Annotated in this window: 21 protein-coding genes and 1 pseudogene; 9 read left to right on the top strand and 13 right to left on the bottom strand. The window is 40.3% G+C overall.

Annotated features, from left to right (window positions below; all coding sequences use genetic code 11):
* Nucleotides 1-101 precede the first annotated feature (101 nt).
* The 7 genes from HMPREF1128_RS02425 to galE form a co-directional block, all read right to left on the bottom strand.
* The gene (locus HMPREF1128_RS02425) at nt 102-1157 is read right to left on the bottom strand and encodes a DUF1176 domain-containing protein (protein WP_007523664.1); all 1056 of its coding nucleotides are present in this window, start codon (nt 1155-1157) and stop codon (nt 102-104) included.
* Nucleotides 1158-1477: 320 nt separating this feature from the next.
* Nucleotides 1478-2176, bottom strand: coding sequence for a 6-phosphogluconolactonase (gene pgl / locus HMPREF1128_RS02420; RefSeq protein ID WP_007523660.1), 699 nt, complete (start codon nt 2174-2176; stop codon nt 1478-1480).
* A gap of 32 nt (nt 2177-2208) precedes the next feature.
* Entirely contained in the window at nt 2209-3693 is a 1485-nt protein-coding gene (gene zwf, locus HMPREF1128_RS02415; protein ID WP_007523762.1) for a glucose-6-phosphate dehydrogenase, read from the bottom strand.
* Between the two features lie 74 nt (nt 3694-3767).
* The gene (gene cysQ, locus HMPREF1128_RS02410; RefSeq protein WP_007523916.1) at nt 3768-4577 is read right to left on the bottom strand and encodes a 3'(2'),5'-bisphosphate nucleotidase CysQ; all 810 of its coding nucleotides are present in this window, start codon (nt 4575-4577) and stop codon (nt 3768-3770) included.
* Entirely contained in the window at nt 4565-5113 is a 549-nt protein-coding gene (nudE, locus tag HMPREF1128_RS02405; protein WP_007523856.1) for an ADP compounds hydrolase NudE, read from the bottom strand. The genes cysQ and nudE overlap by 13 nt, the downstream gene beginning before the upstream one ends.
* Before the next feature lie 12 nt (nt 5114-5125).
* On the bottom strand, nt 5126-6412 hold the full coding sequence (locus HMPREF1128_RS02400) for an AmpG family muropeptide MFS transporter (protein WP_007523882.1): 1287 nt from the start codon (nt 6410-6412) through the stop codon (nt 5126-5128).
* Between the two features lie 145 nt (nt 6413-6557).
* A complete protein-coding gene (gene galE, locus HMPREF1128_RS02395) occupies nt 6558-7574 on the bottom strand; it encodes a UDP-glucose 4-epimerase GalE (RefSeq protein ID WP_007523667.1) in 1017 nt (338 codons plus the stop codon).
* Between the two features lie 192 nt (nt 7575-7766).
* Between galE and HMPREF1128_RS10365 the strand changes: the two are divergent.
* The 4 genes and pseudogenes from HMPREF1128_RS10365 to rraB form a co-directional block, all read left to right on the top strand.
* Nucleotides 7767-7850, top strand: a pseudogene (locus HMPREF1128_RS10365) (ZIP family metal transporter); the annotation flags it as partial.
* A 6-nt stretch (nt 7851-7856) separates the two neighbouring features.
* Nucleotides 7857-8279, top strand: coding sequence for a DUF805 domain-containing protein (locus HMPREF1128_RS02390; RefSeq protein ID WP_007523716.1), 423 nt, complete (start codon nt 7857-7859; stop codon nt 8277-8279).
* Between the two features lie 27 nt (nt 8280-8306).
* A complete protein-coding gene (gene yihA, locus HMPREF1128_RS02385; protein ID WP_007523770.1) occupies nt 8307-8936 on the top strand; it encodes a ribosome biogenesis GTP-binding protein YihA/YsxC in 630 nt (209 codons plus the stop codon).
* A gap of 1 nt (nt 8937) precedes the next feature.
* On the top strand, nt 8938-9378 hold the full coding sequence (rraB, locus tag HMPREF1128_RS02380) for a ribonuclease E inhibitor RraB (RefSeq protein ID WP_007523909.1): 441 nt from the start codon (nt 8938-8940) through the stop codon (nt 9376-9378).
* 87 nt (nt 9379-9465) lie between these two features.
* Here the strand turns inward: rraB and hslO are convergent, their stop codons facing one another.
* On the bottom strand, nt 9466-10359 hold the full coding sequence (hslO, locus tag HMPREF1128_RS02375) for an Hsp33 family molecular chaperone HslO (protein ID WP_007523785.1): 894 nt from the start codon (nt 10357-10359) through the stop codon (nt 9466-9468).
* A 75-nt stretch (nt 10360-10434) separates the two neighbouring features.
* Nucleotides 10435-10842, bottom strand: a complete 408-nt coding sequence (hslR, locus tag HMPREF1128_RS02370; protein ID WP_007523797.1) for a ribosome-associated heat shock protein Hsp15 — start codon at nt 10840-10842, stop codon at nt 10435-10437.
* A gap of 204 nt (nt 10843-11046) precedes the next feature.
* Here hslR and adk point away from each other — a divergent pair, with 204 nt between their 5' ends.
* Entirely contained in the window at nt 11047-11691 is a 645-nt protein-coding gene (gene adk / locus HMPREF1128_RS02365; protein WP_007523774.1) for an adenylate kinase, read from the top strand.
* Between the two features lie 53 nt (nt 11692-11744).
* Here adk and rho read toward each other — a convergent pair whose 3' ends face one another.
* Both rho and HMPREF1128_RS02355 read right to left on the bottom strand, forming a co-directional pair.
* Nucleotides 11745-13007 (bottom strand): transcription termination factor Rho, encoded by a 1263-nt coding sequence (gene rho, locus HMPREF1128_RS02360; protein ID WP_007523741.1) that lies wholly within the window; start codon nt 13005-13007, stop codon nt 11745-11747.
* Between the two features lie 220 nt (nt 13008-13227).
* A complete protein-coding gene (locus HMPREF1128_RS02355) occupies nt 13228-13551 on the bottom strand; it encodes a zinc ribbon domain-containing protein YjdM (RefSeq protein WP_007523877.1) in 324 nt (107 codons plus the stop codon).
* Nucleotides 13552-13812: 261 nt separating this feature from the next.
* On the opposite strand from HMPREF1128_RS02355, the gene HMPREF1128_RS02350 reads away from it, so the two are divergent.
* The 4 genes from HMPREF1128_RS02350 (at nt 13813) to HMPREF1128_RS02335 (ending at nt 18394) form a co-directional block, all read left to right on the top strand.
* Nucleotides 13813-14982 carry a bifunctional tRNA (adenosine(37)-C2)-methyltransferase TrmG/ribosomal RNA large subunit methyltransferase RlmN gene (locus HMPREF1128_RS02350; protein WP_007523681.1) on the top strand — a complete coding sequence of 390 codons (1170 nt, stop codon included), beginning with the start codon at nt 13813-13815 and terminating at the stop codon, nt 14980-14982.
* A 126-nt stretch (nt 14983-15108) separates the two neighbouring features.
* A complete protein-coding gene (gene pilW, locus HMPREF1128_RS02345) occupies nt 15109-15651 on the top strand; it encodes a type IV pilus biogenesis/stability protein PilW (RefSeq protein ID WP_007523764.1) in 543 nt (180 codons plus the stop codon).
* A gap of 35 nt (nt 15652-15686) precedes the next feature.
* Complete coding sequence (locus HMPREF1128_RS02340; RefSeq protein WP_007523783.1) at nt 15687-18002, top strand: Tex family protein; 2316 nt, start codon at nt 15687-15689, stop codon at nt 18000-18002.
* Nucleotides 18003-18130: 128 nt separating this feature from the next.
* A complete protein-coding gene (locus tag HMPREF1128_RS02335) occupies nt 18131-18394 on the top strand; it encodes a GrxA family glutaredoxin (protein ID WP_007523895.1) in 264 nt (87 codons plus the stop codon).
* 41 nt (nt 18395-18435) lie between these two features.
* Here the strand turns inward: HMPREF1128_RS02335 and trmB are convergent, their stop codons facing one another.
* Together trmB and HMPREF1128_RS02325 are read right to left on the bottom strand one after the other, a co-directional pair.
* The gene (gene trmB / locus HMPREF1128_RS02330) at nt 18436-19185 is read right to left on the bottom strand and encodes a tRNA (guanosine(46)-N7)-methyltransferase TrmB (RefSeq protein ID WP_007523672.1); all 750 of its coding nucleotides are present in this window, start codon (nt 19183-19185) and stop codon (nt 18436-18438) included.
* Nucleotides 19186-19194: 9 nt separating this feature from the next.
* Nucleotides 19195-20145, bottom strand: a complete 951-nt coding sequence (locus HMPREF1128_RS02325; RefSeq protein WP_007523839.1) for a beta-ketoacyl-ACP synthase III — start codon at nt 20143-20145, stop codon at nt 19195-19197.
* Between the last annotated feature and the right edge of the window lie 24 nt (nt 20146-20169).

The following is a 20169-nucleotide window of genomic DNA, read 5'->3' as shown; positions in this document are numbered from 1 at the left end:
TAATAATGAGAGAAGAATAACTTTTTTCATGTTATAAATTCCTAAAAGAAGATTTGCAAAAAATAGAAGAAATCTGCCCGCTTACAAGTGGGCAGCGGTTTTTATTTAACGTTCATCTCGCTCACAAAAATCGGCAATCCGCCCCAAGCTCCACCTGCAAACCCTTTGCAAGAGCCAGAGGTATGTTCTTCAGTACGGATAAAGGTTTTGCCATTCCAAACAGCTTCTTGTCCAGCCCAACAATCACCGATGCCACGCCCTTTAAATGATCCTTCTACTTTTAAAACATGAGTGTTTTTATCATAATCAGCATAGTTATACTGGTTTGCTAGCACTTGTTCAATTTTGGTTAATTTTTCGTCTAATACGGCATAGTAATAAGTGGATTGATAGGCGCCAGCAAGACAAATCGCTTCAGCTAGTACTTTTCCTTTCGTTAGCGGGTAAAGTGTAATTTGTTCATTCCATACATCATCTTTATGAAGTGCATAACAGTAATTTTCTGAGTTTTTATTCGTCCTATTACTTTTACGTAATAAAGCTAATACTGCATCAAATTGTTTTTCACCGCGTTTTAGTTCCGTGGTTTGGCGGTTATTCACACTTACTGCCTCAATTTTGGGTGCAGCCTGTGGCGCTAATACCGCATGTTTTTCTTGACCTTGACGAATAAGTGCAGAAGGCGTATTTAAACGTTGTTGAAACTCATCCATTTTGAGCATCGCAGCGGCTGCACCTTTATCAGATACTTTTTCCTTAAACTCACCAAAAGCCACTTCAATATCTGCATTACCTTTTAGCGCCGTGAGTAATTCAGTCGTTTGTTTTTCACTTAATTTTGCGTTCCCCTCTTCTGAGATATTTGGAACAATACCGAGTGATTGACCATTTAAGATAATTTCAGCCGTTTTATTACCAACATCTTCAGGTAATAATGCCAACTGTGCGGTCACAGGTGCTTGCTCACCCGCACTTCGGGTAAATAAAATTGAAACAGGATGTTCAGAACCATCGCCTTCTTGATAACCCGCCATATTGCAAGTGCCAGTATTATCACAAATCAAATCCCAGTCTTGATAAGTCTTTTCAAACCCTTTTAACGATGGCGCAGCCATTGCAGTGAGTGGTAATAGTGAGAGAAGAATAATTTTTTTCATGTTATAAATTCCTAAAAGAAGATTTGCAAAAAATTCGTAAAATCTGACCGCTTATTTGACCCTGCAAATTTCCAGACAATACTGATAACCATAAATACTCGAAAATACAGGCAAAAACCATCGCTTTTAGTCAATTATGACTGGAAATAATTGAAATTACAATCATAATTTGTGAAGTGATAGTAAATACTTTTACTTGTGATAAAAAAATACTAAATAAACTTTGTAAAAATGGCTTGATACCTAGCTTTATGCCTTCTGCTAAGCATTTAAAATCATAGGCAAAAAAAAGAGCGTACCTCGGTACGCCCTTTGTTTAATTATAATAACCTTGCCGCATCTTTATCTAAATACCATTCAGTCACACCGTTTTGTGCCTGAATTTTCGCTGCCGGATAAGGCAAGCTTTCTGCTGGTGTTTCTTCAATCTCTTTCAGTATTTCTGCTTTCGCAGCCCCAGTCACTAAATAAGTAATGCGTTTTGCCTTCTCAATTAGTTTTGCGGTTTTTGAAATACGGATTTGCCCACTTTCTGGATGTTTGGCAATGACCGCCACATTAGGATCATCAAAGTTTGTTTGATGTGGAAAAAGTGAAGCTGTATGCCCATCATTGCCCATACCTAAAATAATCCAATCGAATGCTAAATCTGGCATACAAGCGGTCAATTCCTGCGAAAATCTTGCAAGTTCAGTTTCTACATTTTCTTCACCACGAATACGATGAATATTCTCAGCCGGAATATTGATGTGATCAAACAATAGCTTCTGCACTTCGCCATAATTACTTTGCTCATCGGTTGGTGGCACCATACGATCGTCACCCCACCAAAAATGCAAGTTTTGCCATTGAATTTCATTAGCATAAGGCGCTTGGGCTAAAGCTTTAAACAACAATTTCGGGGTTGAACCGCCAGAAAGTGAAATATGCACAGGAGTGCCTTTTTCACTATAAGCTTTGAATTCTTGTGCGATTTTTTCAACCGCTTGTTGCGCAGTCTCAAAAATAAATTTATTCATTTTATGCTCTTCTTATTGTTGTGTGATATATGCTATTTCGCTTTTTTCTTCGCCCCTGAAGGTTTTCCCCAGAGTTTGCCATGTCTAGCAATCAGCTTATCAGCCTCAGTCGGCCCCCAGCTGCCTGATTCATATTCATAAACTCGACCATGCGCCGCTTTGTAATCCAAAATCGGTTGAACAAAGCGCCAACAAGCGTGAACAGCATCAGTACGCGCAAATAAGGTTGCGTCGCCTTTCATCGCGTCTAATAATAAACGCTCATAAGCAGTCAACAAGTTAGTTGAAGCTAAATCAGAATAACTGAAGTCCATTGAAACTTCTTTCGCCTCAAAGCCCGCACCCGGTTTTTTCAAACCAAAACGCATTGAAATACTTTCATCCGGTTGAATACGAATAATCAATTTATTCTCTGGCGCATTTTGGCTAAAGACGGGATGTGGTGTCGTTTTAAAGTGAATAACAATTTCTGTCACGCGTGTCGGCAAACGTTTGCCCGAGCGAACATAAAATGGTACGCCTGCCCAGCGCCAGTTATCAATTTCACATTTCAGTGCAATAAAAGTTTCAGTACTAGAATCTGGCGGCACACCTTTTTCTTCTAAATACCCGACTACTTGTTCCCCATCTACTGTACCAGCGACATATTGCCCAAGTACCACATCATTTTTTACATTTTCTGCACTTAATGGGTGTAAGCAATGTAGCACTTTTGCCACTTCATCACGCATAGATGTTGCGTTGATAATTGCTGGTGGCTCCATCGCAACCATTGCAAGCACTTGTAATAAGTGGTTTTGCAACATATCACGCATTGCGCCCGAACCGTCATAATAACCACCACGCTCTTCCACACCAATGGATTCTGCACCAGTAATTTCTACATAATCAATAAAGTTACGGTTCCAAAGCGGCTCAAATAACCCATTAGAAAAACGTAATACTAAAAGGTTTTGGACGGTTTCTTTGCCTAAATAGTGGTCGATACGATAGATTTGATGCTCTTCAAAGAATCGGTGGATTTGGATATCTAAAGCTTTGGCAGTTTCGATGTCATAACCGAAAGGTTTTTCAACGATAATGCGTTTCCAGCCAAACTCTTCAGTATTTAAACCATGTGCTGCTAAACATTCTGGAATCACGCCGTAAAGACTTGGTGGCGTTGAAAGGTAATAAAGTGTGTTACCGCTGCTGCCATATTTATCATGCAGCTCATCTAAGCGAGGTAATAATTTGGCATAATCAAGCGCATCAGAAGTATTCACCGCTTGATAGTAAAGATGTTCGCAAAATGCTTCTAATTCTGGACCGCTTGCTTGCTCGAATTTAATTAACGCTTCATGCATTTTTTGACGAAATTCATCATCACTAAGTCCGGTTCTAGCAACCCCTAATACAGAAAAATGCTTGCCTAAGCGACCAACTTTATAAAGGTTATACAGTGCTGGCACTAATTTACGGGCAGTTAAATCCCCTGAAGCACCGAAAATAACAATACAGCAATTCTCTACATTCATAAGCTTTCCTTTAGTTTTTCTTGTGTAAGAATGAAGGCGAATGAGAATAACATAAAATTGACAGATGAAAAGGGTTATTCAAATGAAAAAACCTTTTGCTCTGATATAAAGTTTGCACCAACCATAACAAAATTGGGATTGATCCACGTTTCCCGCTGATTATAAGTAAGTGGTTGGAAGTGGAAATCAAAAATTTTCCCTCCAACTTCCCGTAATAGTACCTCAGCAACCGCTGTGTCCCACTCTCCCGTATCGCCTAAGCGAATATAACAGTCCGCTTTGCCTTCTGCCACCAACCCCGCTTTTAAGCTGCTTGAACCATAAGTCAAAAATTGCGCTTGATAAGGTTCATTGAGGAATCGGCAAACTTGTTCTTCACAAATAGTTGAGCCAACTGTAATCGTTAAAGTTTTAGGTAAGTTTTGAGAGGCGGCTACAAGCGGCCGAATTTGCTGATTTTCTTGCAAAAAAGCACCGCCATCTTGTTTGGCAAAATAGGTTTTATTGAGAATTGGGGCGTGAATCACACCAAGGACAGGACGATTTGCTTGTACTAAGCCAATCACCACAGAAAATTGATCAGTTTTATCTAAAAATTGTTGCGTACCGTCTAATGGGTCAATAATCCAATATTCCTGCCAATGCCTGCGTTCTGCTAAGGGAATATCACATTGCTCTTCCGATAAAATTGGAACATTCGGCGCCAAAGCTTGCAATTTCTCGCTAATAAAGCGACTTAAAAACAGATCTGCCTCAGTCACCGGTGTATTATCCGCTTTTAGGTGCGGAGAAAGCGATTGTTGATAGAACGCTTTCAGATGTTCGCCAGCTTCTTGTGCGATAGCCCGGACAGTATTTAATAAAGTATCGGTTAATGGCTGCATAAAAACTCCCTAAGCATAAATAGCGCAGATAAATAGCGAGATTCGGCAAAGTTCGGATCTGCTAATAAACGGTCAATCTCACTTAATGGTAAACGGACAATTTCAAGCGGCTCTGGCTCATCGCCTTCTAATTGAGAAGGATAAAGATCTTGCGCAATAAAAACATGCATTAAACCATACATATGGCTTGGCGAAGAATAAAGTGAACGTAAAAAATGTAACTTTTTCGCACCAAAACCAATTTCTTCTTGCAACTCACGATTTGCTGCCACTTCTGGCGATTCATCCGCATCGACAATGCCTTTTGGAAAACCTAGCTCATAGCGCTCCGATCCTACGGCATATTCTTTGATAAGAATTAACTCATTTTGATGAATGGGCAGAATCAACACAGAAGAGCCTCGTTGCGGCGTTAAACGCTCAAAGGTTCGCTCTTCGCCATTGGAAAAACGTAAATCAACCGCTTGAACCTCAAAAATACGACTTTTTGCGACCGTTTCAACTTTTAGAATAGTGGGTAATGTTCGTTCTGTCATCTATTTCTTCTCCTAAGCTTGCTTAGTTTTTTCCTGCCAAGGGGCGACTTTAAATAGCATAAGCATGCCAGGAATAGCTAAAAAGAAACAGATCCAGAAGAAATCATAATAACCCACAGCTTCCACCATTTTTCCTGCATAAGCCCCTAGCAGTTTGCTTGGTATTGCCGCCAAGCTGGTAAAAATCGCTAATTGCATTGCCGTGTACATTGGATTCGTTTCGCGAGCCATAAAAGCCACAAAAGCAGCGGTGCCAAGCCCTACGCCAAGATATTCACCTGCCATCACCACGCCAAGTCTAATGAGCTCAAGCATGCCAATTGAAGCCGTTTCAAACTTACCAAAGCTCGCCAAATAAGCAAAACCTAAAATAGTAATCAACTGAACAAAGCCAAATAACCATAAGGCACGATTTACCCCTAGTTTCAACATGGCAATTCCACCTAAAATTCCACCACCGATGCTACACCAAAGCGATGTCGTTTTTACGACAGCTGCAATATGCGATGTGGTAAACCCCATATCTAAAATAAAACGAGTTTGCAAAGAGGTGGCTAAAGAATCGCCTAATTTATAGAGGAAAATAAATAAAATTAACCCTATTGCTCCCCACATCCCTTTACGAGTCACAAATTCTTGGAACGGGGAAACAAATGCCATATAAAACGGTTGAGTGCGATCAACGGGGCGGTGATTTGGTTCTTTCGTGAACAAAGTAATAAGCAAACATGGCAACATGAAACTTGCTGTTATCACAAATACTGTTTGCCATGAATAATGATCGGACAAATAGAGTGACAACCCACCCGGAATCAAGCCCGCAACACGGTAAGCATTAACATGGATGGAATTGCCTAAACCCAGTTCATTATCGGTTAATATCTCACGTCTGAAAGCATCTACGACAATATCTTGGGTGGCAGAAAGAAAGGCGAGTGCAATAGATAATAAAACGATAATTTTCAGATTTTCAGCTGGATTCAAATAGCCAAAGCTAAACAAAATCGCCAAAAGCCCAAGCTGAGAAATAAAAATCCAACTCCTACGCAATCCTAAAAATGGTGGAGAATAACGGTCTAATAATGCCGCCCAAAGAAATTTCCAAGTATAAGGCAAAGAGGTCAGCGTAAAAGCTGCTACGGTTTTAATGTCTAATCCTGCTTTAGTAAACCATGCTGGCATCAGCTGAATCAACACAAAAAACGGTAAGCCTGAACAAAAGCCCGTGTAAACACAGAGCAACATATTTTTAGAGAAAATCTGTTGCCAAATGGAAGGCTGAGAAGTGGAAGCGGTCATTTTTCTCCCGTGTTTTGCAAAACTAGAATGAAATGATGAAAGAACGATTGCTAAGCCTAGCAAAGCATAAGTAGATTCAAGAATAAAAAACTTACCCTAACATCTGCTTAGCAACCGCTTTTCTTATAGTGGAATACTCCGTGAATTAGCCTTTATATCCATTCGGATTTTTCTTTTGCCAATTCCAAGTATCTTTCATCATTTGCTCTAAACCACGCTCAGTTTTCCAACCCAACTCCACTAAAGCTTTATGCGGATTTGAATAACATTCTGCGATATCTCCCGGACGGCGATCAACTAATTTATATGGTACTGGAACATTATTTGCTTTTTCAAAGGCTTTTACCATATCTAACACTGAATAACCAACGCCTGTACCTAAGTTATACACGTGGAAACCAGCATCATTAGTATGTTTTTGTAGTGCTTTTAAATGACCTAACGCTAAATCTACCACATGAATGTAGTCACGCACGCCAGTACCATCGTGGGTTTCGTAATCGCTACCGAAAATAGAAAGCTCTTTTAATTTACCTACTGCCACTTGGCTAATATAAGGCAATAAGTTATTTGGAATACCATTCGGATCTTCTCCAATTAAACCACTTTCATGCGCACCAACTGGGTTAAAGTAACGTAGCACGACTGCACTAAATTGCGGAAAAGCTTTTGCTGTATCTTCCAAAATACGTTCCACCATGTATTTTGAAGTCCCATAAGGGTTAGTTGTACCACCAACTGGGAAAGTTTCTTTAATCGGGCAACTTTCTGGATCACCATAAACGGTTGCAGATGAGCTAAATACAATAGTATTCACATTCGCACGTAACATTTCTTCAACTAAAATAATAGAACCCGTTACGTTATTTTGATAGTAACGCAGCGGCTCACGCACACTTTCACCAACTGCTTTTAAACCCGCAAAGTGAATGACAGATTCAATCTGATTTTCTGCAAACACTTTACGCAAAATTTCACGGTCAAGAATGTCACCTTTATAGAAATTTACTTTTTTGCCAGTAATTTGCTCAATTCTTGCTAAAGAAATCTCTGAAGAATTGTATAAATTATCTAATACTACGACTTCCTGTTGGTTATTTAACAGCTCAACAACGGTATGCGAACCGATATAACCTGCACCGCCTGTTACTAAAATTGCCATAATAACTCCTGTCATTTAATTATTTTTATGCAATAAACTGTTTTGATTATACCCGTTCAAGCACTTAAATTTAACTAGAAATTTCACACAGAATTTGTAAAAATCAGCCACATTTAAGAAAGTTTTTAAGCAACATTGCAATAGGCTGTGCTGCAGCACGATAATTTTTATAATAATCTAAAATCGCAAATAAGCCTCAGTAACACCGATACTGCCACATTAAGTTTAACGCTCGGCTTTGTGGTAATGATGATTTTAGATGTAGCATTAGGGTAATTTATTATGATTTGGTATAATCTTCTCTTCAGTTTAAAAGGCAGATTAAATCGACAGGGCTTTTGGATTGGCGTTGGATTTAATTTTATTATTTTATTTCTGATTGCAAATTTTTCCCAAAATCTGACCGCTTTCCAGCCGTTATTTTTCTTGCCACTGTTTATTTGCGGTTATAGCTTACTCACTATTGGTGTTAAAAGATTACACGACCGTGGACGTTCAGGCAAAAATGCACTCATTTTAAGTGTGCCGTTCATTTGCTTAATCACCGCACGTTACCTACCGCAACAAAGTACAGAATACTGGCTTATTGGCTTACTTATGCCGATGCTCATATTTACCCTCATTACGATTGAATGGGGATTTTTTAAAGGCGAGAGCCAAGCTAATTTATACGGCGAAAAAGGGCTTTCGCTGAGCTTAAAATAACAGCATACAGCTGTTTACAGAGACATTATGACTGACACAATTCAACTTAATTATCATAAAACCCATTTTTTAACTTCAGCGCCGGATATCCGCCACTTACCAGAAGATAGCGGCATTGAAATTGCGTTTGCTGGCCGTTCTAATGCGGGAAAATCAACTGCATTGAATGCATTAACTAACCAAAAAAACTTAGCGCGCACTTCTAAAACACCGGGGCGCACGCAGCTGATTAATTTATTTGAAGTAGAACCTCAATGTAAGTTAGTTGACTTACCAGGATATGGCTATGCTGCGGTACCTGAACAAATGAAGATCCAATGGCAAAAAGCTTTGGGTGAATACTTACAAAAACGCGAATGTTTAGGCGGTGTGGTAATCTTGATGGATATTCGCCACCCACTTAAAGATTTAGACCAACAAATGATTGAATGGGCAGTATCTGCCGATCTTCCTGTGTTATTACTACTGACTAAAGCAGATAAACTGAGCCAATCAGAACGTAGTAAAACCGTGAAAATGGTACGTGAAGCGATTCTTCCCTTCCAAGGCGACATTCAAGTAGAGGCTTATTCTGCGCTGAAAAAAATCGGCATTGATAAACTTTCTGCCAAACTAAATGCCTGGTTCTCCCCTGCAACGTCCTTACAAGGAGCTTAACATGACCGATTTCAATGCACTACGCCAAGAAACCGATGAGATTATTCAAAACTTACTCGATGATGGTTCTGATCCTGATTCACTTTATATTATTGAGCATCATGTCGCACACCATGATTTTGATAAATTAGAAAAATTAGTGGTCGATGCTTTCAAACTTGGCTATGAAATTTCTGAAGCAGAAGAAGTTGAAGAAGATGGAAAAGTCTTTTTCGTCTGCGATATCGTCAGTGAGATTCATCTAAATGCTGATCTCATCAGCGCACAACAAAAAGAGTTACTCCCACTAATTGAGAAAAACGGTGGAGAATACGAAGGTTGGGGAACATACTTTGAAGATCCAAACGGCGAAGAAGACGAATATGGTGAAGATGGCGAATTCTTTGATGAAGATACCGATGAAGATTTCGACTTTGATGAAGAAACAGTAACTCGCCACTAAAATTTAACCGCTTGTAAGCAGCTGCTACAAGCGGTCTTTTTTTGGAAAAAGTTTGCAAAAGTGCGTATCGCACGCACTTTTTCTAACTTAATGTAAATTCAACTGGCTTAATTTTTCTGCTTCGATTCTAAAGTCCTCAATCGCTTTTTTATCGAAGAAATATTGCGTGCCGCAACATTCACATTGCATATCAATTACGCCATTTTTTTCCGCTAACATTTCTTCAATTTCTTCTGCTGGAACTAATAAAATCGCATTGCCTGAACGTTCACGCGAGCAACCACAATGGAATGCTGTGGCTTGTGCAGGATAAACCTCTACTTTTTCTTCATGGAATAAGCGGTATAGCAACTCTTCAGCAGTTAATCCAAACAGCTCTTCATCTTTTACCGTTTCAGCTAATGTCATTAAATGCTCGAAGTCTTCTGGTGTTCCTGTACCATCTGGCATAATTTGCAACAACATTCCACCTGCTACAGCTTTACCTTCATATTCGCCAGTACGAATCACCAAGTGTGTTTGTAGCTGTTCAGAACGGGCAAAATAATCTTCCAAACATTCACGGATAGTTGGCTTATCAAGGCTAATCACGCCTTGGTAGCGTTCGCCATCAATTGGCATAATAGAGATCACTAACACACCATTGCCGATCATTTCATTTAAACTCGCTTGTTCAGAGATCTCTCCACCAACACGAGCTAAAGCGCGTAATTGTTGTTGATCATTACCATTAACAACCGCTAATTTTAATGGCCCATCACCTTGAATTTGCACGGTTATCGTGCCTTCAAATTTCATGGTTGCCGTTAATAAGCTGGTTGCTACCAACATTTCCCCTAATAGGTTTTGTACGGCTTTTGGATAGTTATGCGTGTTAAGTGTCTCAGTAAAAGTCTCGTTTAAACGAACCCATTCACCACGTACAGCACGGTCTTGGAATAAATAACGATAAAGTTTGTCGTTGTCTTGTTGATAACTCATGGAATTCCTCAAATAAAAAGCCCCTCAATGAGGGGGAATCAATGTTGGCTTTAATATGGAGATATTGTGCCAAAATTACAAGATGTGATCTTTAAATTTCACTAACTCTCGGCGCTCTTTTTTGTTCGGGCGACGATCTGGATGTGGCATTGAAAGTGCATTCGCTTTACGCGCTAACGCAATAGCTTCACGCTGCTTCACACTTTTTTCCGTTTCTTGATAAAGTAGCTGAGCTTCTGGCGCACCACGGCGTTGGTCGCTTAATGCTGTGACGATAATTTCTTTTTCATCATTACCTTGTCTTAGCTTAATCGTTGCGCCGACTTCCACCTCTTTACTGGTTTTAGCACGCTGACCATTATAATGAACTTTACCCCCTTCAATCATCGCTTTTGCGATAGAACGCGTTTTATAAAAACGTGCCGCCCAAAGCCACTTATCTAGGCGTACACCGGATTTTTCATTAGCAGATTGGGCTTTCATTGCAAACTCTCTTCTCTCAAAATTGGCAAATCTTTAGTCAAAAATGACCGCTTGTTGGCAGAATACCTTGCATTTAACCGCAAACAAGCGGTCTAATTCAAGCAAAAATTTGCAAATTCCGCCAAGCAACACGAAAAAATTTGCATTTTCAGGCAGTAATCGGTAAGGTTAATGCCTATTTATTCTCGTTTTTAAGAGGTTCTTATGAAAATCATTCTTCTTGGCGCACCAGGTGCAGGTAAAGGCACACAAGCGCAATTTATCATGCAAAAATTTGGCATTCCACAAATCTCAACCGGCGATATGTTCCGCGCAGCGATTAAAGAAGGCACTGAATTAGGCAAACAAGCAAAAGCGTTAATGGACGAAGGTAAATTAGTGCCGGATGAATTAACTGTTGCGTTAGTAAAAGATCGTATTGCACAACCAGACTGTGCAAATGGTTTCTTATTAGATGGCTTCCCACGCACTATTCCACAAGCAGATGCATTAAAAGACTCTGGCGTGAAAATTGACCTCGTTTTAGAATTTGATGTGGCAGACGAAGTGATTGTTGAACGTATGAGTGGACGCCGTGTTCACCAACCTTCAGGCAGAACCTATCATGTGGTTTACAATCCGCCAAAAGTGGAAGGAAAAGATGATGTTACTGGTGAAGATTTAATCATTCGTCCAGATGATAAAGCAGAAACCGTATTAGAACGTTTATCTATCTACCACAAACAAACCAAACCGTTAATTGCTTACTACACAGCAGAAGCAGAAGCAGGTAACACTCGCTATGAGCGTTTAGATGGTACTAAACCTGTTGAAGAAGTAAGCGCTGAATTAGCAAAAATTTTGGGCTAATCATGCTTTAAAAACGAAAAAAGGAAGTCGATTGACTTCCTTTTTTGCATTGATTAACCACGTTTCATGATTTCGAAAAACTCTTCGTTGGTTTTTGCCACACCAAGTTTATCAATCAACCATTCCATCGCTTCTACTTCACCCATTGGGTTAATAACTTTACGTAACATCCACGTTTTTTGATGCTCTTCTGGGCTCATTAACAAGTCATCTTTACGTGTACCAGAACGGTTAAAGTCAATTGCTGGGAATACGCGACGCTCTGCAATTTTGCGAGAAAGATGAAGCTCCATATTACCGGTTCCTTTAAACTCTTCAAAGATAACCTCATCCATTTTCGAGCCAGTATCAATTAACGCTGTTGCAATAATCGTTAAACTACCCCCTTCTTCTACGTTACGTGCCGCACCGAAGAAGCGTTTAGGGCGATGTAATGCGTTTGCATCCACACCACCAGATAAAATCTTACCTGAAACTGGCGTCACAGTATTATAAGCACGCGCTAAACGTGTAATAGAGTCTAATAAAATCACAACGTCTTTTTTATGTTCAACCGCACGCTTAGCTTTCTCAATTACCATTTCTGCAACTTGAACATGGCGAGTTGCTGGCTCATCAAATGTGGAAGCAATAACCTCACCGCGCACCGTACGTTGCATTTCCGTTACCTCTTCTGGACGCTCATCAATTAACAAGACAATCAACTCACATTCCGGATAATTATGGGTAATGCTTTGTGCAATATTTTGTAATAAAACCGTTTTACCTGCTTTTGGAGGGGCTACGATCAAACCACGTTGGCCTTTACCAATTGGCGCAGCTAAATCTAAAATACGAGCGGTTAAATCTTCGGTTGAACCGTTGCCGCGTTCCATACGCAAGCGAGAATTGGCGTGTAATGGGGTTAAGTTTTCAAAGAGAATTTTACTGCGGGAGACTTCCGGTTTGTCATCATTTACTAAATCGACTTTTAGTAACGCAAAATAACGTTCGCCTTCTTTTGGTGGTCGGATTTTGCCTTCAATCTTATCACCCGTTTGTAAGTTAAAACGGCGGATTTGACTTGGCGAAACATAGATATCATCCGGCCCTGCAAGATAAGAACTGTCTGCCGAACGTAAGAAACCGAAACCATCCGGTAAGATTTCCAACACGCCTTGACCGAAAATATCTTCGCCACTTTTTGCGTGTTGTTTAAGGATTGCAAACACAATATCTTGTTTGCGCAGACGGGCTAGATTCTCTAAACCCATTTGGTTTTCACCCATTTCGACTAATTCCGAAACAGGAAGATTTTTAAGTTGAGTAAGATGCATAGGAATAAAACTACTTGATAAAAAATGAATTCGTTAGATTAGGAATGCGTTAAGAAATGATAAGGTTCATACCTTAAAAACGTGGCGAAGAATACGCCAATTTAGGCAAAATTGCAAATTTTTTATCAGAAAAGACCGCTTGTTATACGTGGTTATTTTATATATTAACGCCCTATTTCCTAAAAAAATCGGGTAGCCAATCTACCCGAAAAATCATTGATTACGCTTTTTTCAAGAACTCTGATTTCAGCATAATTTTGCCACAATCTACGTTATGATCACCATTTACTAAGCGAATATTTTTAAATTTTGTCCCTTTTTTCAATACTTCTGATGAGCCTTTTAGTTTTAAATCTTTGATTAACAGCACATCATCGCCATCAGCTAATAAATTGCCATTGCTATCTTTTACGATAAGTTGATCTTCATCCGCTTCAGCAACTTCTTCACCAGTCCATTCATAAGCGCAATCTGGGCAAACAAATTGAATAGAATCGTGATAAGTATTTTCGCCTTTACATTGTGGGCAAGCTGGAAATGTCATTTTTTGTCCTCTATTTAAAAGCCGTTAGTGTATAACAAAAATGCTGAAAAATTAAGCCAACAAGCGGTCTATTTTGACCAAGATTTTACAAATTTTGCGATCTAGCTCGAAAATCCGTGAGAAAAAACTTCCGATTTTCTAGAAAAATCGCTAGCCTTAATTAAGGGAGAACAGTAAAATTCGCTTCTTTTATTCATTGCAAAACTAATCCTTTTGCCATAATTCGTTCTTTAACGAGCGTGTAATAACGAGGCTATTTTAATGACTTCTCAAACTCTTCAAGCAGAGGCGAAAGATGCATCTGTACAGCCTGCTAAAGCAGAAAAAATAAATTTAATGAATCTGACCCGCCAAGAAATGCGCGAGTTGTTTGCACAAATGGGCGAAAAACCGTTTCGTGCGGATCAGCTAATGAAATGGATTTACCATTTCGGTGAAGATAATTTCGATAATATGAGCAATATCAACAAGGTATTGCGTGAAAAACTTAAACAAGTCGCGGAAATTAAAGCACCAGAAGTGGCAGTAGAACAACGTTCAGCCGATGGCACAATTAAATGGGCAATGCAGGTTGGCGACCAACAAATTGAAACCGTATATATTCCTGAAGCCGATCGCGCAACGCTGTGTGTCTCTTCGCAAGTAGGTTGTGCGCTGGCTTGTACGTTCTGTTCAACCGCGCAACAAGGATTTAACCGTAACTTAACAGTGTCTGAAATTATCGGACAAGTTTGGCGTGCTTCTAAAATCATCGGTAACTTTGGTGTCACGGGTGTTCGTCCAATTACGAATGTAGTGATGATGGGCATGGGCGAGCCATTGTTAAATATGAATAACGTAATTCCTGCGATGGAAATTATGTTAGATGATTTTGCTTATGGCTTATCTAAACGCCGTGTCACACTCTCAACCTCTGGGGTTGTGCCGGCATTAGATATGATGCGTGAGAAAATTGACGTAGCATTGGCAATCTCTCTGCATGCGCCGAATGATGAATTGCGTGATGAAATCATGCCAATCAATAAAAAATACAACATTAAAATGTTGATGGATTCAGTGCATAAATATTTAGAAGTGTCTAACGCGAACCACGGTAAAGTCACCATAGAATACGTGTTACTTGATCATGTTAATGATGGCACTGAGCACGCTCATCAATTAGCTGAAGTGTTAAAAAATACGCCATGTAAGATCAACTTAATTCCATGGAACCCGTTCCCTGAAGCCCCTTACGGTAAAAGTTCTAATAGCCGAGTGGACAGATTCCAAAAAACGTTAATGGAATATGGTTTTACTGTTATTGTTCGTAAAACACGTGGCGATGATATTGATGCGGCTTGTGGACAACTTGCTGGTGAAGTTATTGACCGAACCAAACGTACATTAGAAAAACGAAAATTTGGGCAAGGCATTGCGGTAAAAAATCAGTAATTGCCTACTCATAAAAATTGAATAAAGAGAGCGGCAGTTTGCCGCTTTCTTGCCATTGCACTTCGTAATAAAGCTTGTATGATAGCAAGGCAATCATTGGTAACCTCTCTCTTATCAAGGCGCTTTATGTTATTTGTAAAATTTCTGAAAAATCTGACCGCTTGTAGTTTAATTATTCTGCTTGTCGGCTGTACTACTTCATCCCCGCCACAAAAAGCACCTCGTTCAGAAGCAGTCAAAGCTCGATTGAACTTAGCGCTTGCCTATCTTGAACAGCAAGATTACCCAAAAGCCAAAGAGAATATCGATAAAGCCCATCAACATGATACTCATGATTATCTGCCTTATTCGGTGATGGCTTATTACTATCAGCAAATCGGCGAACCAACTTCAGCAGAACAAGCCTATCAGCAAGCGTTGCGTTTAAGTGATTCTCGCCCAGATGTGCTAAATAATTACGGCACTTTTTTATGTAAACAAGGTCAGTTTCAACAGGCTTATCAGCAATTTGAACAAGCGGTTAAAAGCCCTGAACCTTATTATCACCAAGCCGATAGTTTAGAAAACATCGTGCTATGCGCTAAAGCTGAGCCGAATCAAGCAAAAATGCAACAAGCATTAGCTCAATTAGAAAAACTTGATCAAGCTCGCGCAGCAACACTTCGTTAGTGATTTAACGATAAGATTTTATTCATAGGAACCCCATGTCAGAACTTAATCTCCAAATCAGCCAAATTATTGCTGGCGAACTGAATGTCGGCAGTCATCAAATCCTTGCCGCAATGCAATTACTCGATGAAGGCAACACCATTCCTTTTATTGCACGTTACCGTAAAGAAGTCACTGGCGGGTTAGACGATACGCAACTGCGTCATTTTGAAACACGCTTGATTTATCTTCGCGAATTAGACGATCGCCGCCAAACTATTCTTAAATCGATTGAAGAACAAGGCAAATTGACTGATCCACTACGAGAAAAAATTCTCTCTTGTGAAAGTAAAACAGAATTAGAAGATCTTTATCTTCCTTATAAGCCAAAACGTCGCACCCGCGGACAAATCGCGATTGAAGCAGGGCTAGAACCATTAGCTGAAATGCTTTGGCAAGATCCATCTTTAACCCCAGAAGAAGCTGCAAGAGCCTTCGTCAATGCGGAAAAAGGGGTGGCAGATGAAAAAGCAGCCTTAGATGGCGCACGTTATATTTTAATGGAACGCTTCAGTGAAGATGCCGAATTACTTGCAAAACTTCGCCAATATTTGACCGCTTGCGCAACGTTAGAAAGCCGCGTTATTGAAGGAAAAGAAAGCGAAGGTGAGAAATTCCGTGATTATTTTGAGCACAGCGAACCGTTCAAACAAGTTCCTTCTCATCGTGCTTTAGCAATGTTCCGTGGTCGAAACGAAGGTATTTTGGCGCTAAGTTTAAATGCCGATCCAGAAGCTGAAGAAGGCAGCAAACAAAACCACTGTGAAACGATCATTCGTGAACATTTAGGGGTAATTTTCAATCAGCAACCTGCCGATAAATGGCGTGAGCAAGTCATTAGCTGGACGTGGAAAATTAAAGCAGCACTACATCTTGAAACAGAATTGATGGCAAGCTTACGTGAAAAAGCTGAAGAAGAAGCGATTGATGTTTTTGCGCGTAACCTTTCAGCACTGTTAATGGCCGCACCTGCCGGCGCACGCAATACTATGGGGCTTGACCCAGGTTTACGTACAGGGGTGAAAGTGGCAGTGGTTGATAATACGGGGAAATTGCTCGATACCGAAACCATTTACCCGCATACCACCGGCAAAGCTGCTGCAGAAGTCACGCTTTATAAATTGATTAAACAGCATAATGTGGAATTGATTGCCATCGGTAACGGAACGGCATCACGTGAAACCGAACGTTTTGCGAAAGATGTGCTTAAGCAAATTAAAGCCTCTAAACCAGATATGCTCATTCCACAAACTGTGGTAGTTAGTGAAGCCGGTGCATCAGTTTATTCAGCCTCTGAATTTGCAGCGAATGAGTTCCCAAATTTAGATGTATCTTTGCGTGGTGCGGTGTCAATTGCCCGTCGTTTGCAAGATCCACTTGCTGAATTAGTGAAAATTGAACCAAAAGCGATTGGGGTTGGGCAATATCAACATGATGTTAACCAAAGCCAATTAGCTCGCAAACTGGATGCGGTAGTAGAAGATTGTGTAAATGCCGTTGGGGTAGATTTAAATACCGCATCTGCAGCCCTACTTGCTCGCGTTGCAGGTATGAGTAAAACTTTAGCGCAAAATATTGTTGATTATCGCGATGAAAATGGACGTTTTGCTAGCCGTTCTGAATTGAAAAAAGTCCCTCGTTTAGGGCCAAAAGCTTTTGAACAATGTGCTGGCTTTATGCGTATTTTAGGGGGCAAAAATGCACTTGATGCTTCAAGTGTTCACCCAGAAGCTTATCCAGTCGTAGAGAAAATCTTACAAGCTACTCACTCTACCTTACAGGAATTGATGGGCAATAGTAGTCAAATTCATCAACTGCAAGCTAAAGACTTCGTAGATGAACAGTTTGGTTTACCAACCGTGCTGGATATCTTCAAAGAATTAGAAAAACCAGGACGTGACCCACGTGGTGAGTTCAAAACCGCTGTTTTTATGGATGGCGTAGAAGATATCAAAGATCTCAAAGTCGGAATGATTTTAGAAGGAACCGTCACCAATGTGGCTAACTTTGGTGCTTTCGTCGATATTGGGGTTCACCAAGACGGTTTAGTGCATATTTCCATGCTTTCCCACCAATTTGTTGAAGATCCACACAAAGTGGTTAAAGCGGGTGATGTAGTGAAAGTCAAAGTGTTAGAGGTTGATGTGGCTCGTAAACGCATTGCACTCACTATGCGCTTAGAAGATAAAGCGGAATCTAAACCTGTTGGACAAAAGGCAACTGAGCCTAGACGAGAAAAATCAGCTGCACCATCTCGCAACCAATTTGCGAATAATGCCTTTGCTGATGCGTTAAAAGGTTGGAAAAAATAAAAACATGAAGTTTGTGCAATAACTTGGCTCAAAAGTACTGCTTTTCTGTCATGGTTTAGTAAATTTTTGGTAAAATAATACCGCTTGTACCCTCTCCCGCGCAAGCCGGAAAAATAAAAGGAACAATTATGTTTGTAGAAATTTATGGCCGCTTAACTTGCCCTTACTGTGTAAGAGCGAAAGCGTTAGCAGAAAAAATGAAAGGCGAATTAGCTGATTTTGATTTTAAATTCATTGATATGATTGCAGAAGGCATTTCAAAAGAAGATTTGGAACCAAGAGTAGGAAAACCTGTCGCAACCGTGCCACAAATCTTTTTGGACAATCAGCATGTTGGAGGTTGCACCGATTTCCAAGCCTTAGTCAAAGCAAAATTTGGTATTGAAGTATAATGAAAGAAAAAGTCGTTTATCCAAGATAAACGACTTTATTTTTATCGCTTGATGAAATAGAGATCCCACACACCATGCCCTAATCGATGCCCTCGCTCTTCAAATTTGGTTAATGGGCGGAAATCTGGACGTAGAATAAAATCATTAGTAGCGGAAGTATTTTCCAATTCAGCATCAAACTGACGTAAAACTTCTAACATATGCTCCGCATAATTTTCCCAGTCTGTGGCAAAATGGATAAAGCCACCACTCTTCAATTTGCTTAATACGCGCGTAATAAATGCTGGTTGAACAATACGACGTTTGTGGTGTTTCGCTTTCTGCCACGGGTCTGGGAAATAAAGCTGTAAGCCACCTAACGTATTATCTGCAATCGCATCACGTAGAATTTCAGTCGCATCATGGCAAATCACTCGTAAATTCTTGACCTGTTTTTCTAACGCATAAGCAATACATGCGCCCACACCAGGGGTATGAACTTCAATGCCGATATAATTGCGATCTGGGTTTTGTGCTGCCATTTCAACTAATGAACGCCCCATCCCAAAACCAATTTCCAATACGACTGGGTTATCATTGCCGAAAATCTCACGAAAATTGAATGGGGTTGGCTGATAATCTAACCCTAAATTTGCCCAGTTACTATTCATCATATCGCGCTGATAATCACTTAAGCGACCAGTACGCAACACGAAACTACGCACTTTGCGCAAATAGCGACCATCTTCGGTAAACTCGGCTTGTTCTACGGTTTTACGCTTTTTATCTGCAAAAGTTTGTTTTTCTGACATCGGTTTACCTTAGAATCTCACCAAAGCTGAACCCCATGTCCAACCGCCACCAAAGGCTTCTAATAGCAATAATTGCCCACGTTGAATACGACCATCTCGCACCGCCTCATCTAATGCCACTGGCACAGTTGCAGCACTGTTATTACCGTATTTTTCAACCGTTAATACTACTTGTGACATATCCATTTCGAGTTTCTTTGCAGTGGCTGCAATAATACGAATATTAGCTTGATGTGGCACTAACCAATCTAAATCAGACTTGTCTAATTGATTCGCTTCTAAAGTTTCTTCTACAACACTTGAAAGCTGGCCTACTGCAAGTTTGAAAGTTGCATTACCTTGCATTTGGATAAACCCTGATTTTTCCTCACCGCGTTTTTGAGCTGGGAGGGCTAGCATATAATCCATATCTGCAGATGCGTGTAAATGGGTCGATAAAATCCCTGCTTGTTCGCTTGCCTCTAAAATCACCGCGCCCGCACCGTCACCAAAAAGAACGACTGTACTACGATCGGTTTCATCTAATGCACGCGAGTTTAGATCTGCACCAACCACTAACGCTTTTTTCACTTTACCTGATTGCACAAATTGATCAGCGACGCTCAACGCATAAATAAAGCCTGTACAAGCCGCAGCAACATCAAAAGCAATCGCATCACGAATGCCTAATGCACCCTGAATTTGGCACGCAGCACTTGGGTACGCATGTGAATTAGTCGTGGTTCCTACCACAATGAGTTCAATATCATTTGGATCAATATTCGCCATTTCTAAGGCTTTTTTAGCAGCTTCGGTACCCATTGTGGCCACCGTTTCATCTGCTGCGGCGATGCGACGCTCTTTCATGCCAGAGCGGGTGAAAATCCATTCATCGCTAGTTTCGACCATTTTTTCTAGGTCTGCATTGGTGCGCACTTGCTTTGGCAAGTAGCTGCCCGTTGCTAAAATTCGACTTTTCATAGTGTTCTCTGTTATTCAGTTAAT

Source organism: Haemophilus sputorum HK 2154 (assembly GCF_000287615.1).
GTDB classification, from domain to species: domain Bacteria; phylum Pseudomonadota; class Gammaproteobacteria; order Enterobacterales; family Pasteurellaceae; genus Haemophilus_A; species Haemophilus_A sputorum.
Note: the sequence above shows the minus strand (reverse complement) of the source record. Positions and strands in the feature narration are given on the sequence as shown.

What these genes read in the sequence shown, in the direction of transcription:
- hslR (WP_007523797.1), bottom strand. Translation starts at nt 10,842, where the DNA reads ATGAAAGCCCAATCTGCTAATGAAAAATCCGGTGTACGCCTAGATAAG.
- pgl (WP_007523660.1), bottom strand. Translation starts at nt 2,176, where the DNA reads ATGAATAAATTTATTTTTGAGACTGCGCAACAAGCGGTTGAAAAAATC.
- HMPREF1128_RS02335 (WP_007523895.1), top strand. Translation starts at nt 18,131, where the DNA reads ATGTTTGTAGAAATTTATGGCCGCTTAACTTGCCCTTACTGTGTAAGA.
- HMPREF1128_RS02390 (WP_007523716.1), top strand. Translation starts at nt 7,857, where the DNA reads ATGATTTGGTATAATCTTCTCTTCAGTTTAAAAGGCAGATTAAATCGA.
- rho (WP_007523741.1), bottom strand. Translation starts at nt 13,007, where the DNA reads ATGCATCTTACTCAACTTAAAAATCTTCCTGTTTCGGAATTAGTCGAA.
- pilW (WP_007523764.1), top strand. Translation starts at nt 15,109, where the DNA reads ATGTTATTTGTAAAATTTCTGAAAAATCTGACCGCTTGTAGTTTAATT.
- cysQ (WP_007523916.1), bottom strand. Translation starts at nt 4,577, where the DNA reads ATGCAGCCATTAACCGATACTTTATTAAATACTGTCCGGGCTATCGCA.
- HMPREF1128_RS02425 (WP_007523664.1), bottom strand. Translation starts at nt 1,157, where the DNA reads ATGAAAAAAATTATTCTTCTCTCACTATTACCACTCACTGCAATGGCT.
- zwf (WP_007523762.1), bottom strand. Translation starts at nt 3,693, where the DNA reads ATGAATGTAGAGAATTGCTGTATTGTTATTTTCGGTGCTTCAGGGGAT.
- adk (WP_007523774.1), top strand. Translation starts at nt 11,047, where the DNA reads ATGAAAATCATTCTTCTTGGCGCACCAGGTGCAGGTAAAGGCACACAA.
- yihA (WP_007523770.1), top strand. Translation starts at nt 8,307, where the DNA reads ATGACTGACACAATTCAACTTAATTATCATAAAACCCATTTTTTAACT.
- HMPREF1128_RS02350 (WP_007523681.1), top strand. Translation starts at nt 13,813, where the DNA reads ATGACTTCTCAAACTCTTCAAGCAGAGGCGAAAGATGCATCTGTACAG.
- HMPREF1128_RS02355 (WP_007523877.1), bottom strand. Translation starts at nt 13,551, where the DNA reads ATGACATTTCCAGCTTGCCCACAATGTAAAGGCGAAAATACTTATCAC.
- HMPREF1128_RS02325 (WP_007523839.1), bottom strand. Translation starts at nt 20,145, where the DNA reads ATGAAAAGTCGAATTTTAGCAACGGGCAGCTACTTGCCAAAGCAAGTG.
- hslO (WP_007523785.1), bottom strand. Translation starts at nt 10,359, where the DNA reads ATGAGTTATCAACAAGACAACGACAAACTTTATCGTTATTTATTCCAA.
- galE (WP_007523667.1), bottom strand. Translation starts at nt 7,574, where the DNA reads ATGGCAATTTTAGTAACAGGCGGTGCAGGTTATATCGGTTCGCATACC.
- rraB (WP_007523909.1), top strand. Translation starts at nt 8,938, where the DNA reads ATGACCGATTTCAATGCACTACGCCAAGAAACCGATGAGATTATTCAA.
- HMPREF1128_RS02340 (WP_007523783.1), top strand. Translation starts at nt 15,687, where the DNA reads ATGTCAGAACTTAATCTCCAAATCAGCCAAATTATTGCTGGCGAACTG.
- trmB (WP_007523672.1), bottom strand. Translation starts at nt 19,185, where the DNA reads ATGTCAGAAAAACAAACTTTTGCAGATAAAAAGCGTAAAACCGTAGAA.
- nudE (WP_007523856.1), bottom strand. Translation starts at nt 5,113, where the DNA reads ATGACAGAACGAACATTACCCACTATTCTAAAAGTTGAAACGGTCGCA.
- HMPREF1128_RS02400 (WP_007523882.1), bottom strand. Translation starts at nt 6,412, where the DNA reads ATGACCGCTTCCACTTCTCAGCCTTCCATTTGGCAACAGATTTTCTCT.